Raw genomic sequence first — 14,444 nt, 5'->3', positions numbered from 1 at the left:
GCCGGGCTGGTCACCGTCGTGGCGGCGGGACGATGATCGGCGGCGTGCCCGGGCCGGGAGTGGGCGGCGGCTCGGCGCCCTTGCCGTTGCTGATCTCGATCACCACGACGCCGTTCTTGACCGTACGGCCGCTCGGGCTGGTGCCGGCCGCGGTGCCCGCGGGGCACTTCGACTCGACCTCGCCGTTGGAGAGCACCGCGTCGAAGCCGGCGTTCTCGATGCGGTCGCGGGCCCGGCCCAGCGACAGGCACTCGACGTCGGGGATGCGCCGCTGGTCGCCGTACACGATCTTGCGGCTCTCGGGCCGCTTGAACTGGACCCGCGGCTTGCCGTCCATGTAGTCGCCCAGCGTGCGGTACACGGCCGGGTTGACCTGGTCGTGGTCCATCCGGTCCTTGTGGGCCTGGTAGTCTGGGTTGACCAGGTAGCCCGCCACGACCAGCGACGTCGTGCCGGCGATGAGCGAGGCCGTGCGGTCGCGGTCGGTGGTGCCGGTCTTGCCGAACACCGGGTGCCCGACCACGCCGCGGGTGGCCCGGGCCGTCGCGCCCTCGCAACTGCCGAGCCGGGCGCGGTCACCGACCGGGCAGCGCGCCGCGTCGAGGGCGGCCCGGGCGACGTCGACCGAGGTGGCCTGGACGCAGTGGGGCTTGCCGATGTCGAGCTTCTGGTTGTCGCGCGTGGTGATCTGCTCGATCGGGGTCGGCTCGCAGTACTTGCCGTCGGCGGCCAGGGTCGCGTACGCGTTGGCCATGTCGAGCGGCGTGGTCGCCGAGACGCCGAGCGTGAACGCGCCCCACTGGTGCGAGTAGCCGTCCGAGGCCAGCTTCGCGTCCTCGGGGTCGCGGAACTTGATGCCGAAGCGCTTGGCCACGTTGACCACGTTCTCGGCGCCCACCCTTTCCTCCAGGGGGACGAAGAACGTGTTGATCGAGCGGCCGAACCCGCTCCACATGTTGTAGACGCCTTCGCCGCCGCCACCCGAGTTCTGCGGGCACCAGAAGTGCGTGCCCGGGCAGGCCGAGTCGCTGCTGCGTTCGACGATGTATTTCGACTTGTAGAACTTCTCGGCCTTGATCGTGTAGTGGAGCGGGTAGCCCTTCTCGAGCGCGGCGATCAGCGTGAAGATCTTCATGACCGAGCCGGCCTGGTAGCCGTTGACGCCGCCGTCGCCGGTGATCAGCGGGTTCACCGTGTTGGGGGCCGAGCCCTTGATGCCCGCCCGCCGCTTCTTGGGGTCGCTCGAGAGCGGGTTCTTCGAGTCGTCCAGGCTGTACTTGCGGTTGGTGACGAGCAACTTCACCTTGCCCGTACGCGGTTCGACCGCAGCCAGCAGCAGGGCGTTCTTGTTCTTCTCTTTGATCAGGTCGCCCACCCGCGCCTTGGCCTCTTTGGTGGCCTTGAGGTCGATCGTGGTGGTGATGCGGTAGCCGCCGCTCTTGAGCCGCCGCTCGCGCTCGAACACAGTGGCGCCGAACTCGGGCCGGTTCATCCACCAGCGGTAGAAGTAGTCGCAGAAGAAGCCCCAGCTGTTGTATGCCACGGAGACGCAGCCGTTGCCGACCTGGGCCACCTTGCGGGGGATCGACTCTTTCTTGGCCGCCTCGCCCTGGGCCGCGGTGATGGCGCCCATCTCGACCATGCCGGGGATGACGTAGTTGTTGCGGCGCTGGCGGATCTCGTCGTAGCCCTGCTTGGTGGTGGGGTCGTAGAACGAGGGCGCCCGCACCACGGCGGCCAGCAGCGCGGCCTGGCCGATGGTGAGGTTCTTGGGGTTCTTGTTGAAGTAGACCTTGCTGGCGGCGAAGATGCCGTACGTCTGCTTGCCGAACGGCGCCATGTTCAGGTAGCGCTCGAGAATCTGATCCTTGGTCAGCTCCTGCTCGACCCGCATGGCGTACTTGATCTCGGTGACCTTGCGGACGTTGGTGTCCTCGGTCGCCTTGACCACCTCGGACGGGCTGGTCGCCGAGTAGGCCAGCGACATGCGCACCCACTGCATGGTGATCGTCGAGGCGCCCTGTTTCGACTCGGACTTGCCGCTGTTGTTGACCACCGCGCGGGCGACGCCCTTGAGGTCGACGCCGTTGTGGTTGTAGAACTCGCGGTCCTCGGCGGCGACCATGGCGTTGCGGATGTGCGGCGACATCTGCTTCAGCGGCACGTCGCTGCGGAACTCGTCGTAGAACTGGGCCAGGATCGTCTTGTTGTCCGACGCGTAGGCCCGGGTGATCTGCGGCGAGGCGAAGTCCTTGAGCTCGCTGGGCAGGCTGGCGAAGGCCTGGTTGCCGGCCTTGGCCGTCAGGCCGGACATGGCCGCGACCGGGAACGCCGCGGCTGCGACGACCACGCCGGCGACCAGCCCACAGAGCAGGAGCGCGAACACGTTGAAGAACAAGTTGTGATCACGCCTGCGCCACCACGAACTCACCGAACCACCACCAGCGCCTCGTCGGGAGCGAGTCCCGTCTATTTCACCTTGCTTTGTCAAGACGCGGGCCCGGCAATTCCCCTCCAGACCGGCATTTCCCCCACAATCTTCGGCCAAAAGATCGAATTTCGAAAGCCGATGTACGCCTTTCAACGCGCAGACACCGAGGGACGTCACCGTCTGAAGGGGTGATGCCGGGCCCGCCGACCGGTCAAAGGGAAGCCGGGCCCGGCGATCGGCTAGCGGCGCGGCTGGAAGTAGTGCCGGGCCACCCAGTCGGCCAGGTCGATCCCCAGGGTGCGGGCCGCCGTGTCCGCCGTACGGAAGTGAATGCCGAGCCAGATGCGGGCGTCCACCACGTCGGCGCGCAGCGAGGCGCCGCCCCGGTAGTGCCGCACCTCCCCCGGCACCGCCGTGGAGGTGAGCGTGAGGTCGAGCCGCGGCCCGACGACGTGCTCGAGGGCGCGGGTCGAGGCCGCGATCACCGTGTTGTAGCCGCTGACGTAGTCCGGGTAGTTCGGCGTCACGATCAGCGGCGTCCAGGCCGGGTCGGCCGTGGTCGCCGGGTTGCCGTCGGTCCCGGCCAGCTGGATCGCCGTGATCGGCCGCCAGTAGGCCCGGACGAGCTTCGACCGCCAGGTCAGGATGGCCACGTCGGCGGTGGTCATGGCGGTCGCGGCGAACATCCGGGCCGAGTCGGCGATGCCGAGCCCGCGCTTGGCCGCCTGGTCGCGCAGGGCCGCGTTGACCTGCACGAACACGTTGCCCGAGAAGAATCTGGCCGTGGCCGTCTGGACCGCGGTCCGCGCGGTCGAGGTCGCCGAGCCCATCGCCTTGACCTCGGCGAAGTCGCGGGTGTAGCGACGCGACGTGAGGGCGGGCGGGGCCGGCGGCTCGAACTGGGCCGCACTGCGGGCCAGAAGCGGCTTGACCCGGCCCAGCCAGGGCACGGCCATGGGCAGGTTGGCCGGCGGCGTGGGCCGCCACACCCCGGGCGCCTGGGCCCGGGTGAACTGGACCGGCGCGTTGCGGCCGTCGTGGGCCCGCTCGGCGATCAGGTCGCGGGCGACGCGTTCGCCGTACGCGATCCCGGCCCGCTTGGCCGCCCCGTCGGGCACCTTGGCCAGCGAGGCGGCCAGCGCCTGGTCGAGCGCTCCCTGGGCGTACGGGGAATAGGTCTCGAGGATTTTGTGACCCGCCGCCGCGGCCGCCGCAGTGGCGGAAGCGCCGCGCGGAGCGTGACCGTGCCGCCGGTACGGCTCGTAGCGCGGGCGCAGGCCGACCACCGCGTCGTAGATCGCGGCGTGGACGAACCCGAGGTACATGACGTTCTCGGGCACCACCTTGGCCGTGTCGCCGGTGAGGGTGCTGACGGCGACCGCGTTCCAGTCGGCCACGACGGACGCCGTTTCGACCGGCGCCGCCGCCTCCGCCACCCCGGCGAACACCGGGACCAGCGCGACCGCGGTCGCTGTGGCGCCCACCCGGCGCCTGACAGTGCTCATGATGGACCTCCTCCGATACGTGGACCCGGCCGACGCTTCTCCCCGCATGGGCGCTTCGCGTCGGCCGGACGGCCGGAGAAAGTGTGAGATCTAGGACTCGGGCGCCACCGTGGTGATGTCGTCCAGGCCGGCCACGGTCAGGACCGGCATCAACAGCGTGTTCGAGAGCAGCCGCAGCCGCTCGACGTGCGGGAAGAGGGCGGCCAGGCCGGCACTGTCGATGTACTCCACCCGGGTGAGGTCGACCACGAACGGGTTACCCGGTGACTCGTCGCCGGCGCCGGTGAGCGCGGTCGCGAAGGCGGCGGCGTTGCTCATGTCGATCTCGCCGGTGGCGGTGAGCACGACGGCGCCGTCCGGGCGCCGGCCCGTGCTGCAGGTCAGCGGTGTGCTCATCGGGGGATCCTCGCTTGCAGGCCGACGATGGTGCCGGCGGCGCCGGTCGTCACGGTCACTTCGCTCATCAGCGCCCGCATGAGGGCGAAGCCGCGCCCACGGTGGGGGTTGGCCGCGGGCTGCGGGATCTTCCACAGGCCGCTGTCGGTGATGGTCAGGTGCAGGTCGTCCGCCGTGACCGCGGCCCGCAGGCTGATCCGGCCGCCGGGCAGGTGGCGGTGGCCGTGCTCGATCGCGTTGGCGCACGCCTCCCCCACCGCGACCAGCACGTTCTGCGCGGTCAGGGTGTCGACGCCGCAGCGGGCGAGCCAGGTGCGCAGCATCGAGCGCAGCGGGGCCAGCCGGGTCGCCTCGGCCGGGAACTCGAACTCGAGCGGGCCGGGGTGCCGGTAGAGCAGCATGGCCACATCGTCGTCGTAGCCGGCGGCCGGCGCCATGCTGTCCATGACGTCCGTGGCCAGATCCTCCAGGGCGGCCGAGCGGCCCTGCTGGACGGCCGCCGCGACCCGCTCGATGCCGGCCGTCAGCGGCTGCCGGCGGCGCTCGACCAGGCCGTCGGTGTAGAGCAGCAGCGTGGCCCGCACCGGCACCGTGTAGCGGGCCTCGGGCCGGTCGCCGGCCGAGCGCACCCCGAGCGGGCGGGAGCGGCCCTGGTCGAGCAGGTCGGTGGCGCCGTCGGGGTGGGTGACCACGGCCGGCGGGTGGCCGGCGCTGGCGTACGTCAGGTCGCCCGATCCCGGGTCGAGCACGCCGCAGAAGACGGTCGCGCACATCGCGCCCGGCAGCTGCTGGGCGAACCGGTCGAGGGCGGTCAGCGTCTGCGCCGGATCGGTGTTCTGCAGCAGCAGGGCCCGGCAGGCGCTGCGCAGCTGGCCCATGACCGTGGCCGCCTGCAACCCGTGCCCGACGCAGTCGCCGACCACGATGCCGATCCGGCCGTCGGCCAGCGCGACGGTGTCGTACCAGTCGCCGCCCACCTTCAGCGGCCGCGTCGCGGGCGAGTAGCGCACGGCGAACCCGGCCGGCAGCTGGGCCGGGCCGAGGATGGCCCGCTGCAGGGCCAGCGCCGTCTCGCGCTGCTGGTCGATCTGGTGGATCCGGTGCAGGCCCTGGCCGAGGTGCCCGGCCAGCAGGGCCAGCAGGGTCCTGTCCTGTTCGGTGAACGGGCGCCGCTCGGCCAGCTCGAGCATCAGCACCATCGTGCCGTCCGGGTGCTCCAGCGCGATGCCGGCCGTTCCGGGCTGCTCGGCGACCGGGGTGAGCAGCGGCTGGTCGCGCAGTGCGGTCAACGCCGTACGGCGTTCGGGGGTCAGCCCCTCCCAGCGCGCACGGTCGTCGGTGGTGACCAGCGTGGGCGTGCCCGAGGCGTCGAAGACCACCGCGTACACCTGCTTGGCCTGCCACAGCTCGCCCAGCGCGGGCAGCACGCCCAGCAGCGCGCCGGACACGCTCTCGGCCTGCGAGAGGCGCACGCTGAGGGCGGCCAGGGCGCTGTCGCGCTGCACGGCGTAGTGCTCGTCGGTGACGTCGCGGAACGTGCCCACGATGACCTTGCGGCCGGTCTCGGGGTCGGCCACCTGGTTGAACGCCGCCGCCACCCACAGCCGGTGCCCGTCGCGGTGCTGCACCGGGATCGTGTACGCGCCCCGGGTGCGGCCCACCAGCATGGCCAGGGCCTGGGCGACCTGCTCGTACGCCTCGGGGTCGGCGTCGCGCTCGGGCCACCACGGGTGCACCGGCTCGTACGGCAGCCCCTCGGGCCCGAAGCCCAGGACGTCGGTGAACGTCGAGTTGATCTCGATGACGGCGCCGTCCTCGTCGCACACGAAGAAGGCTTCCTGCAGCGAGTCGATCAGAGCCGTCCGCCAGCGCGCGTGGTGGTTGCGCAGCCGGGCCAGCTCGACGTTCGCGCGTACGCGGGCCAGCAGTTCGGCCGACGAGAACGGCTTGACCAGATAGTCGTCGGCGCCCGCCTCCAGGCCCTCGATCGACGCCTCCTGCCCGGCGCGCGCCGACAGCAGCAGGACAGGCGTGCCCGCCGTACGCGGGTCGGCCCGCAACGCCGCCACCAGCTCGAGCCCGTCCAGGCGGGGCATCATGACGTCGCTAACGATCAGGTCGGGGTTGCGCACCCGGGCCGCCTCGAGCGCGGCCTGCCCGTCGCCGACCGCCTGCACGCGGTGCCCGGCCGAGCGCAGCAGCCGGGCCAGGTAGTCGCGCATGTCGGCGTTGTCGTCGGCCACCAGCACCGACGCGGGCGACTTGGACAGCGGCGCGGCCTCGGTGGACAGCTCGGGGGCGCCCGGCAGCCAGCGCATCGCCTCCTGCACGTACGGGTCGGCGCCCGAAGACACCGCGGCGGCGTTGCTCTCGGTGGTCACCGCGCCGGGCGGCAGGTGACCGGCGCCCAGTGGCAGCCGGATGCTGAAGGTGGTGCCCTCGCCGTACGTGCTCTCGGCCGTGATCGTCCCGCCGTGCAGCTCCACCAGCTCTTTGACCAGCGCGAGCCCGATGCCGCTGCCCTCGTTGGACCGCGAGCGGGCGTTCTCGATCCGGTGGAAGCGCTCGAACAGCCGCGGCATCTCGTCGGCCGGCACGCCGACCCCGGTGTCGGTCACCGTCACCACGGCGGCGCCGGCTTCCTCGCGTACGCCGATCCGGACCCCGCCGGTGAAGGTGAACTTGAGGGCGTTGCTGAGCAGGTTGAGCACGATCTTCTCGTACATGCCGCGGTCGAGGTACACCGGCTCGGCCAGCGGCGGAGTGTCCACTTCGAACGTCAGGCCGGTGCGCTCGACCGCCGAGCGGAACACGCTGGCCAGCTCGGCGGTGGCGTTGGCCAGGTCGACCGGCTCGAACCGGGCCTGCATGCGGCCGGCCTCGAGGCGGGAGAAGTCGAGCAGCGCGTTGACCAGCTTGCCCAGCCGCAGCCCGTTGCGGTGGATGACGTCGAGCTCGGCCCGCACGCCCTCGTCGGTGAGGTCGGCGCGGGTCAGCAGCTCTTCCAGCGGGCCCATGATCAGCGTCAGCGGGGTGCGGAACTCGTGGCTGATGTTCGAGAAGAACGCCGTCTTGGCCCGGTCGAGCTCGGCCAGTTCCTCGGCCCGGCGCTGCTGGGCCTGGTAGCTGCGGGCGCTCGCGATGCCGGCGGCCACGTGCCCGGCGGTCAGCTCGACGAAGCCGCGGTAGCCGTCGTCGAGGGCGCGGTAGCGGTTGAGGGCGGCCACCATGAAGCCGTACGGGCTGTCGCCCTGCTGCAGCAGCGGCACGAGCAGGGCCTCGGTGGGCGGCTCGTCCCAGTCGCCGTGGGGCAGGTCGCCCTCGAGCGGCACCACCACCGACTCGCCCCGGGCCACGGCGTCGGTCGGCCAGGTCTCCGGGCGCGCGACGGGGTGGTCGGCCGCTATGCCGGTGGCCTCGGCCAGCCGTACGCCGTCGTTCTCGAACAGATAGGTCAGGGTGAAGGGCAGATCGTGCAGGTTGCGGCCCAGCTGGGCGCCGGTGAAGGCGAGCGTCTGCTGCTCGGTGCGCACCACGCTCGGGTCCGAACCCAGATCACGCAGCGTGGCCATCCGCCGCTGGCCGATCACGCGTTCGGTGTCCTCGCTGACCACGCAGAGCATGCCGACCAGCGCGCCCTCGTCGTCACGGAGCGGGCTGTACGAGAAGGTGTGATACGTCTCCTCGCGGTAGCCCGAGCGTTCCAGGAACAGCAGCAGACCCGCGTCCCAGGTGGCCTGGCCGGTGGAGAGCACCGCCTCGATGCGCGGGCCGATGTCGCCCCAGATCTCGGCCCAGACCTCGCTGGCCGGGCGGCCCAGCGCCCACGGATATTTGCGGCCCAGGGTGTCGCGGCGATAGGCGGCATTGCAGAAGAACGTGAGCTGCGGGCCCCACGCCATCCACATCGGGAAACGGGAGGAAAGCAGAATGCTGACCGCCGTGCGAAGGCTCTGCGGCCACTGTTCCGGAGGGCCCAGCTGCGTGGTGTCCCAGTCCACCGTCGTGAGGTCACGCCCGACGTCGCCGCCACCGGCGAACACGTCCTGAGTCATCGCGCGAGCTTCTCCCGTTCCCTCTGCCCCTCGGCGCGCAGCCATCGTAGGATACGCAATCCGACGCCCCCGGACGTCCTCCGGGCGGGTGGCTTATACCCACGCGCGTGGATGCTATCCCCGGGACGGAAAAGCAGAACGAGTGCCGGGCCGGTCAGTTGAAAGGCGGCCGGCTCACGCCGAAACGGGTGTGGATCCGCGACGATCCGCGCTCGGTGCGCAGAACCACGAAGGTGATCGTCGTCAGAACGGCGAAGACCCCGGCCATGCCCCAGAAGAACTGGTGGGTCCAGTCGAGATAGGCGAAGATCCCGCAGAAACCGGCCGCCAGCGCGCCCACTCCGGCGATCATCTGCAGCTCGCGGGCCAGGTCGATGAACATGCGGTGGGCGTCGCGGGCCTCGCCGAAATGCGACGGCGGCGTCCATTTCTTGGTGATCCAGAGACCGACAGCCAGACCGGACCAGAGCATGGCCAGCCACAGATTCCACGCGCGCGCATTGCCCAGGAAGTAGGCCGGCGGTATCTCCAGTCCCCCGATGGCGAACGGCAGGAAACAGTCCATGAATGACGGCGCCCAGCGGATCAGCACGCTCAACGTCAGATACCAGTAGAAGACGCACACGAAGACCAGCAACAAGGCAATGCTCTGCAAGGCGACGAGCAGACTCGGTTTGTCGAACGTGTTCTCGGCCAGCAGCGCGAGGGCCACACCCTGAATGATGCTGACAATGGTGATGAAACCGTTCGGCGACACCTCGAGCGAGCGCCGGACGAGCACGTCGTGGGTCAGCGCCTCGATCGCCTCGCCGCGCACGACGGCCGGCGGGGCGGGATCGCCGGGAATCGCGTAGGAATGCCGGGGCGTCGACGGCGCGTAACTGGTGGTGGTCGATCGGCGACGCCGCCGCGTACGGATGGGGTCAGATAATTCCGCTGCCACGACTGGAGTCTGCAACGGCTGTCAACACCTTCTTTCCCGTACGGAATTCTCGGGTTGACAATGGCGCGGGCCCCACATTTCAGCAGCTCAGCCTCGTACTGAACAGATCACTCGGAACGATCTCGGAATTGACTGCCCTGACCAGTCAGGCCCACGCGGAATCGGACCAAAAAGTGCCGTAAGGCCGCCCCCGCTCACCATTGCGTGGCCCCGCCACTACGTCGCGTCTGCTCACCCACAGCGACGATCAAGAGGCCAACACACCGAGTACAAGCCTTGGTGTCTACGACTCACGGCACAAAGGGACAAAACACGACGCCGCCCGGGAAAGCCCGGGCGGCATCGGTCAGGCGGAAGGTGACGTCAGGAGCGGACGGTCACGTCGGCGACCTCGTCGTTCGCGGGCAGCGAGTCCATGAACGAGGACACCGAGAACACGGCCCGGCCGGCCCCCGCCGGACCGTAACCGGGCGGGCTGCTCAGGCCGTTGGCCTCCATGACCGCGCGGTACGTCTCGAGCAGGCGCACGTGGTACTCGAGCGGCGCGCCCTCCGGGTTGGTCTTGCCCAGCGGGGTCGTCGGCTCGGGGCACCACGTGGTGAACCGCGGGGTGATGCCGCGCGACATGAAGTACTGCAGGCCCTCGGCGGTGGAGTCGATCGCCTCGTTCACGGTGGTGAAGCCGTGCGGGGCGGCCATCTCGACGCCGGCCACGAAGTTCGGGATCACGTTGCGGGGCCCGAAGATCTCGGCCGAGTCGAGGATGCGGCGGTGCCACTCCTCGCGGCCCACGTAGCGCTCCTTACCCGGGCAGTACAGCTCGAACAGCTTCTTGTCCCACACCTCGTAGTTGGGGTGGTAGATCTGGATGCCGTAGTCCTTGAACCGCTGCACGTCGGCCTTGGGCAGGGCCTGGGCCACCACCTTGCCGATCCATCGGCCCGGGAAGTGCTGCTCGATGGCCTGGGCGTACTGGCCGTAGAAGTCGGCCTCGGTCTTGCCCTGCAGCTGCGAGGTGATGCTGCCGCCGGTCAGCGTGTAGGCCTGCGACGTCTTCGCGGTGTCGTGCTTGTCGATGATCGCGAGCGCCTCGAGGATCTCGTCGATCGGCTTGACCCCGGTGTAGGGCCGCCCGGCCGCCTTGTGCTGACGCCAGTTGTGGTTGATGTCGCAGTACTGGCACTCCTCTTTCGCGCCGAAGTACTGGCAGACCCGGAAGGCGGTCAGATAGATCAGGTAGCCCCACTGGATGGTCGGGGCCACCTCCATCACCGACTTGCCGTTGGCGAGCGTGTGGCGGTAGTAGTCGGGCATCGGGGGCACACCGACGTCCGCGATCGGCTTGCCGTCGAGGTAGAGGTGCAACCGGCCGTCGTCGCCGGTCTTGACCCGATAGGGCGAGCTCGGGTTGGTGCGGACCGAGACGACCGTACGGCGGAAATCGTAGGGACCGCCGGTGAGCACGATCTCTTCCGGCGGGCGGCGCAGCGCGGCCGTGCCCAGCTCGGGCAGGGTGCGGTGGTCGAACGAGAAGATGAAGTACGACTTGGGTTTGACGTCGCCGTTCTCGTTGTCGGTCAGCGCCGAGTCGTCGAACGCCAGCCCGCCTCGGAGCAGGTCCTCCTTGACCACAGCCTCCCGCGGGACGTGCGGAAAGCGTGCCATCAAGTCTTCGACTACGTCGGTGCGTGACCGCATGGGCCCCTCCTGATCAACAAGCGTGCCCCTCATCCTCTCTCACACTGCCGCCGAATCCCCACCGCCCGCAAACGGATGCGCGGTGGGTCACTCACGGCCCGGGGCTGGGGCGGCGGTGCGAGCACGATCAGCGCCACCCCGGCCGCGATCACACCGGTGGCCAGCAGCGTACGGAGAGTGAGCGGTTCGCTCAGGATCCACCAGCCCAGGAGCACCGCGACGACCGGGTTGACGAAGGCGTACGTGCCGACGATCCGCGGCGCGGCGTGATCGAGCAGCCAGGTGTACGCGGTGTAGGCGACCAGGCTGCCGAAGACGATCAGATAACCCACGGCCAGGGCCGACCGCCCGCTGAGACCGATCCGCGACCATTCGCCGGTAAGACCGGACAGCACGACCAGGATGGCGCCCGCGCACAGCATCTCGATCGCGCTCGCCATGAGCGCCGACTGCGGCCGGGGCGCATGACCGGCGTACACCGTGCCCAGCCCCCAGCACAGCGCCCCGCCCAAGGCGACCGCGATCGCCACCGCGTCCCCGCCGCCGGACGGCCGGGCCAGCACGACCACCCCGGTGAAGCCCGCGAGCAGCCCCAGCGCCACCGGCCAGGTGATCTTCTCGTGGTCGGCCACCCGGCGGCCCAGCACGATCCAGAGCGGGATGGTGGCCAGGAACAGCGCGGTGATGCCGGACGACAAATACTGCTCGGCCCAGGCGGCGCCGCCCGTGCCCGCGGCCGGCAGCAGCAGACCCTGAATGGCGCCGGCGCGCCACTGCGGGCGGTCGGGGTTCGGCATCCGGCGCCAGCGGCAGTACGCGTACAGGAGCGCACCGGCCACCAGGAAGCGGGTGGCGTTCATGGTCAGCGGGGGCAGCGTCTCCAGGCCCACCTTCTGCGCCAGATAGGTGGAGCCCCAGACGACGTACACGATGAGCAGCGGTCCGAGGAAGGTCATACTCCTCGGCTACCCGCTCAGATTTGGCAGACTTGCCATGAGAGCGGCATTCTGTGCCATCCTGAGGGCATGACGGTCGACGTCGCCGTGGTGGTGGCCGAGCCGGTACCCGCCTTCGAGCTGGGCATCGCCAGCGAGATCTTCGGGATCCCGCGCGCCGACCCGTCGCTGCCCCGCTACTCGTACGCGGTCTGTTCCGAGTCGCCCGGGCCGCTGCTCACCTCGAGCGGCTTCCGCGTCACCCCGACCGACGGCCTCGACCGGCTGGAACGGGCCGACCTGATCATCGTGACCGGCGCCTCCCCGCCCGTGCCGCCTCCTTCGACGGAATTGACAACAGCGCTGCGCGGGGCAGCCGAGCGTGGCGCCACGGTGGCCGCCCTGTGTACCGGCGCCTTCACGCTGGCCGCGGCCGGACTGCTGGACGGGCGCACGGCGACCACCCATTGGGCGTACGCGGACGATCTGTCCCGCCGATTTCCGCAGGTCGCCGTCGACATGGACCGGATCTACGCGGTCGACGGCGCCGTCGCCACCAGTGCCGGAGCGTCGGCCGCGATCGACCTCTGCCTGCACCTGATCCGCCAGGAGCACGGCGCCGACGTGGCCAACCGCGTCGCCCGCGAGCTGGTGGTGCCCGCGCACCGCAGCGGCGGCCAGGCGCAGTTCTCGCGACGCCCGGTCACCCCGCCCCAGGCCGGAACCGGCTTGTCGGAACTGCTCGACTGGGCGGCCGACCACCTCGACGACGACCTGTCGGTGGAGGCGCTGGCGCTGCGGGCCTCGATGTCGACGCGCACCTTCATCCGGCACTTCACCGCGGCCACCGGCGCCACCCCGGCCGCCTGGGTGCGCGAGCAACGGGTCCGGCACGCCGAGCGCCTGCTCGAACGGGCCGACTCGACCATCGCGTCGGTGGCCCGCCGCAGCGGTTTCGGCAGCGTCGACACGTTGCGGCGGCAGTTCCGGCGCGTACGCGGTGTCGGCCCCGAGACCTACCGGACAGCATTCCGCCAGGTCAGCTGACCACCGGCTCGGCATCCGGGGCTGCCTTGCCGGCCACCAGGGCGGTCACCAGCGAGACGCCGAAGAGCACGAAGCCCAGCAGCCCGCACCCGAACCCGTACGTGACGGAAAGGGCCCAGAACGGCGAGCCGGGCGCCCCGCCGACCACCTGCTGACCGACCATGGCGACCAGCGCGACCAAGGCCTGCGGCAGCAGGAAGACCAGACCCAACCAGGCCGGCTCACGGGCCAGCGAGCGGACGCCGGCGCCCTGGAACTCGGTGCGGCGGCTCACCCAGCCGGTGACCAGCCAGCCCAGCAGCGCGCCGGCCAGCAGCCCGAACACGCCCGCGGCCAGCACATAGCCCGGCGTGAGCCGGTCGACCTCGGCCGTCACAGAGAACGAGCCCGCCGGGGTGTCCACGACGTCCGTCTCGGTCTGGATCTCGAGCGCGAGGCCGTCCCGGGTGGCGGTGAAGAGGCGGCCGCTGTCGTCGATCTCGCCGGTGGCGATCCAGGTCGCGCCCGTGACCTCGGCCCGGCCGACGTCCCAGCCCGCCTCGACCAGGCGGCCCTGCGCCTCGACGGTCCACTGCCGGTAGTCGCCGGGCAGGAAGCGGCTCTCCGGCCCGAGGATGACGTCGGTGAACTGGAAGTCCTCGTCGTGACCGGTCAGGAACACCTCGGCCGTCGATGGCTCACGCAGGTCGTAGAACAACTCGTCGCTGTACTTCTCGGCGGTGGTGGGCACGCCCGGGAACACGGTGCCGGCGATCTCGTCGAGGCGTTCACCGGACGGCAGGGCGGGCACCGCCTCCCAGGCCAACCGCGTGGTCACGGCCGCTCCGACGACGCCGGTGACCAGCGCGATCATGGTCGCCAGCACCACCACGGCAGTACTGGCCGGTCGGCCCAGACGCGCGCGGAGCCCGTGCCGCAGCAGGTTCAGGCCCTCGCGTACGGAGGGACGGGCGCGACCCACCTCGAGCAGGGTGTCCGCCAGTTCGCCGCGGCGCCGGCCGGGCGGATAGGCGCGTAGCAGCAGCCGATAGCCCGCACCGAGCCGGCTCACGCGGTCGCCTCGCCCAGGTGGCGGCGGGCAGCGAGCTGGCGGGAAGCCGTGCTCGCGTTGCGCTCGAGCCGAGTTGTCTCTTCCTGCAGCGCGGCCACCCCGCCCCTGGTCAGGCGGTAGTAGCGGCGGGGGCGGCCGTCGACCGTCTCGTCGTGGTCGATCGCGACCAGCCCCTCGGCGTGCAGCCGGTCGAGAGCGGCGTAGAGCGTGCCGGCTTGGAGCGTGACCTGGCCGTCGGACAGACTGGCGGCCTGCTGGATGATGCCGTACCCGTGCCGGGCCTGATCGACCAGAGCGGTCAGAATCCAGAAGGTGGGTTCCCGCATTGCCTTCGCCATGCGGGCAATATAAAGATTATCTGAGTATGAGGTCAAGGTGGCGAA

General features: G+C 70.5%; 10 protein-coding genes. 1 reads left to right on the top strand and 9 read right to left on the bottom strand.

The window, feature by feature from the left end; genetic code table 11:
• Positions 1–10: 10 nt before the first annotated feature.
• From OWR29_RS46580 to OWR29_RS46550, 7 genes are all read right to left on the bottom strand, one after another.
• A complete protein-coding gene (locus OWR29_RS46580; RefSeq protein ID WP_267570137.1) occupies positions 11–2,431 on the bottom strand; it encodes a penicillin-binding protein in 2,421 nt (806 codons plus the stop codon).
• A gap of 239 nt (positions 2,432–2,670) precedes the next feature.
• A complete protein-coding gene (locus OWR29_RS46575; protein WP_267570136.1) occupies positions 2,671–3,936 on the bottom strand; it encodes a vanadium-dependent haloperoxidase in 1,266 nt (421 codons plus the stop codon).
• Positions 3,937–4,026: 90 nt separating this feature from the next.
• A complete protein-coding gene (locus tag OWR29_RS46570) occupies positions 4,027–4,332 on the bottom strand; it encodes an STAS domain-containing protein (RefSeq protein ID WP_267570135.1) in 306 nt (101 codons plus the stop codon).
• A complete protein-coding gene (locus OWR29_RS46565) occupies positions 4,329–8,387 on the bottom strand; it encodes a SpoIIE family protein phosphatase (protein WP_267570134.1) in 4,059 nt (1,352 codons plus the stop codon). Before OWR29_RS46565 ends, OWR29_RS46570 begins: the two co-directional genes overlap by 4 nt.
• A 154-nt stretch (positions 8,388–8,541) precedes the next feature.
• Complete coding sequence (locus OWR29_RS46560; RefSeq protein ID WP_267570133.1) at positions 8,542–9,330, bottom strand: hypothetical protein; 789 nt, start codon at positions 9,328–9,330, stop codon at positions 8,542–8,544.
• A 363-nt stretch (positions 9,331–9,693) separates the two neighbouring features.
• Positions 9,694–10,995, bottom strand: a complete 1,302-nt coding sequence (locus OWR29_RS46555; protein WP_267570132.1) for a radical SAM protein — start codon at positions 10,993–10,995, stop codon at positions 9,694–9,696.
• 62 nt (positions 10,996–11,057) lie between these two features.
• Positions 11,058–11,984 (bottom strand): EamA family transporter, encoded by a 927-nt coding sequence (locus OWR29_RS46550; RefSeq protein ID WP_267570131.1) that lies wholly within the window; start codon positions 11,982–11,984, stop codon positions 11,058–11,060.
• Positions 11,985–12,053: 69 nt separating this feature from the next.
• Here OWR29_RS46550 and OWR29_RS46545 point away from each other — a divergent pair, with 69 nt between their 5' ends.
• Positions 12,054–13,010, top strand: a complete 957-nt coding sequence (locus OWR29_RS46545; RefSeq protein ID WP_267570130.1) for a GlxA family transcriptional regulator — start codon at positions 12,054–12,056, stop codon at positions 13,008–13,010.
• On the opposite strand, the gene OWR29_RS46540 is transcribed toward OWR29_RS46545, so the two are convergent.
• Entirely contained in the window at positions 13,003–14,061 is a 1,059-nt protein-coding gene (locus tag OWR29_RS46540; protein WP_267570129.1) for a hypothetical protein, read from the bottom strand. The genes OWR29_RS46545 and OWR29_RS46540 overlap by 8 nt on opposite strands.
• Positions 14,058–14,399, bottom strand: coding sequence for a PadR family transcriptional regulator (locus OWR29_RS46535; protein ID WP_267570128.1), 342 nt, complete (start codon positions 14,397–14,399; stop codon positions 14,058–14,060). The genes OWR29_RS46540 and OWR29_RS46535 overlap by 4 nt, the downstream gene beginning before the upstream one ends.
• Between the last annotated feature and the right edge of the window lie 45 nt (positions 14,400–14,444).

The organism is Paractinoplanes pyxinae (assembly GCF_026626335.1).
Classification (GTDB): domain Bacteria; phylum Actinomycetota; class Actinomycetes; order Mycobacteriales; family Micromonosporaceae; genus Actinoplanes; species Actinoplanes pyxinae.
The sequence above is the reverse complement of the archived record's forward strand: the minus strand, read 5'-3'. Positions and strand labels throughout refer to the sequence as shown.

Bases quoted from the DNA above. Each gene is read 5' to 3' on its own strand.
- OWR29_RS46575 (WP_267570136.1), bottom strand. From the start codon at position 3,936: ATGAGCACTGTCAGGCGCCGGGTGGGCGCCACAGCGACCGCGGTCGCG.
- OWR29_RS46570 (WP_267570135.1), bottom strand. From the start codon at position 4,332: ATGAGCACACCGCTGACCTGCAGCACGGGCCGGCGCCCGGACGGCGCC.
- OWR29_RS46565 (WP_267570134.1), bottom strand. From the start codon at position 8,387: ATGACTCAGGACGTGTTCGCCGGTGGCGGCGACGTCGGGCGTGACCTC.
- OWR29_RS46555 (WP_267570132.1), bottom strand. From the start codon at position 10,995: ATGGCACGCTTTCCGCACGTCCCGCGGGAGGCTGTGGTCAAGGAGGAC.
- OWR29_RS46550 (WP_267570131.1), bottom strand. From the start codon at position 11,984: ATGACCTTCCTCGGACCGCTGCTCATCGTGTACGTCGTCTGGGGCTCC.
- OWR29_RS46545 (WP_267570130.1), top strand. From the start codon at position 12,054: ATGACGGTCGACGTCGCCGTGGTGGTGGCCGAGCCGGTACCCGCCTTC.
- OWR29_RS46535 (WP_267570128.1), bottom strand. From the start codon at position 14,399: ATGGCGAAGGCAATGCGGGAACCCACCTTCTGGATTCTGACCGCTCTG.